The 2,074-nt window shown below is 54.8% G+C and carries 4 protein-coding genes; 1 reads left to right on the top strand and 3 read right to left on the bottom strand.

Translation table 11 applies throughout. The annotated features are described in order from the left end of the window. The 3 genes from AC1DH9_RS27985 to AC1DH9_RS27995 form a co-directional block, all read right to left on the bottom strand. Positions 1 to 207 (bottom strand): PAS domain S-box protein (locus tag AC1DH9_RS27985; protein WP_477809221.1); only part of this gene is annotated, 207 nt, incomplete at its 3' end. A gap of 229 nt (positions 208 to 436) precedes the next feature. Then, entirely contained in the window at positions 437 to 835 is a 399-nt protein-coding gene (locus tag AC1DH9_RS27990) for a YfeK family protein (protein ID WP_427537093.1), read from the bottom strand. Positions 836 to 1,247: 412 nt separating this feature from the next. After that, positions 1,248 to 1,490 carry a hypothetical protein gene (locus AC1DH9_RS27995; protein ID WP_477809222.1) on the bottom strand — a complete coding sequence of 81 codons (243 nt, stop codon included), beginning with the start codon at positions 1,488 to 1,490 and terminating at the stop codon, positions 1,248 to 1,250. Positions 1,491 to 1,766: 276 nt separating this feature from the next. Between AC1DH9_RS27995 and AC1DH9_RS28000 the strand changes: the two genes are divergently transcribed. Beyond that, positions 1,767 to 2,074: hypothetical protein (locus tag AC1DH9_RS28000; RefSeq protein WP_477809223.1), on the top strand; the 308-nt coding region annotated here is incomplete at its 3' end.

Consider the following 2,074-nt stretch of genomic DNA (forward strand, 5'->3'; position numbering starts at 1 on the left):
CCCCCAAAACTGTTCGGCAGCCGCATTGAAAAACACCACGTTGTTCTGGTCATCAATGACCACCACGGCATCGACAGCCTGCTCCAGTGTTTGCACGAAAAAGTCTTCTGCCTCTTCGCCGCTCGCCAGTCTGACTCTCGTGTCCATAATCGCCACTTTTCCAATGCCACCACGACCCACCCTCCCTGGCTGCGTGTGGGGCGTCATAAGAACCTTCAGACCAGGAAGGGACCTCTCATCGGAGCAACGCGCACTACTGTTTCTACATCGAAAGTCGGGATTTATTCACTCTGGTCGCCCCATGCGTCACTGTGCCCTTGGCTTGAAATCACAGAATAGCCTCGAAGTGACAGATCGACCGATCCAATCCACCCGTACGACGCCCGGATACGAGAAAGCCCAGCATCATACTGGGCTTTCTCGATTTCAAACCGACTCAATGAACTTGGCGCAGCCTCTGTAGCTCGGTCTTCAGCCAGAGGCTTGCAGGTTGTACACCTGATGGACATCGCACTTCATAGAGGATGCCACTCATGCTGCTTTTAGTGGCTGCCAGATCGATGAAGTCTTCTGTACTGCCGATCATGTTCTTGCCTTCGAGATAGTTCAGCTTTTTCTCCAGATGCGCCCGAGCCTGGGAGCCCGGATATTCGCTTCCGTTACGCACGAACCGACACTCACTGTGCTCGACAAAATCCAGCAGGCTCTTTATTTCTTGAGTGGCTTGAGGTGAGGTTTGAGCCTGCACATTGGTCATCATCGCGATCAGGCCGATACCCGCCGCCATCAGCCATTGGCTGACGGGCCGTACCATCCTTGCTGTCAGAATCTGCATGACCTTTCCTCGTTTCGACCAGGCCTCAAGCGTCAGTCGTCTCTGTCGTCATGATCACGTTTGTGGTAACGACCTTCGCCCTGATCATTGTCACGACGCTCGTATCCGCGGTCATCGTGGCGATCATAACGACGGTGATACTCTCGACCACGGTCGTGATCTCGACCGTACCCGTCTCCATCTTCCCAGTAAGGCCAGCAGCCTCCCAGCAGGAGAGAGCTTGAAATGGCCAGGATCATTATCGCTGTGCGCTTCATATGAACATCCTAAAAGCAAGGGTCAGTACTACGGAGAAGGAGTGTCGCTACCCGCCAGTTTAGTTCGCAGAGCGTTCACCCATAGATACGACCATCAAGCAGATTAATGATTCATTAGTGAGCGGTGGTACAGCAAAAAACAGGTCCGGTGATTATCAAGCCTGACTGRCTTCAGGGGCGTTACCCGTGCGTCGCGCGATTTCGATCCCCCAGTCCAGAGCGTCTTCCATGTCCAGCAGATGCGGTTTTGGGTCGTGGTCCTCAAAAAGGACCGTACCGTCAGGCTGGTAAACACCGATGAACATCTGCAACGAGCCGTCCCTGAGAATCTTGGCCTTGACCTCGATCTTGCGTCCGTTCGAAAGCGTTTCCGAGTGGATCATATGGCGCTCAGTCATTGCGGCATCCCTCTGTTGGTTGTTAGTCGAGTAACCCGCACTAAAGAGCTCACCGCGTACGGGCTGTTTTTTTGCTCCTGTGTAAACTCTCGACAACGTGCCACTATCGCAGTCGAACTTTGGCTTTACCGCGCCCTCTACAGTTCTAGTGCTCTCTCTATCATCAATGCACTGACGAGAGCAGCTTGGCGACCGGAAGCAACAACGCACGTTTCGAAATGCTCAATAGTCAAAATAGCAGTCTGAACACAAAAACTACTTATTGAGGTGCACAGCATGCGAATCACACTGCTTACCCTTGCTCTTGGTGCCCTGATCACACAAGGAGCAATGGCCGCTGGAGATGGCACCGCAGCCGTTGGCGGAGGCCTTGGCGGCGCACTGGGCAACATAGTTGGTCAGCAAATGGGCGGAAGCACCGGTGCAGCGATCGGCGCGGGTGTAGGAGGAGCTGCAGGCAGCGCTGTCGCTGCGCCGAGGGGCAACAAAACCAACGCAGCGATCGGCGGTGGGCTCGGGTCGGCGGGTGGTTCGGTCGTTGGTCATCAGTTGGGTGGCTCAACCGGCTCCACCATTGGCGCAGG

It is taken from the genome of Pseudomonas sp. 05T35, assembly GCF_056396605.1.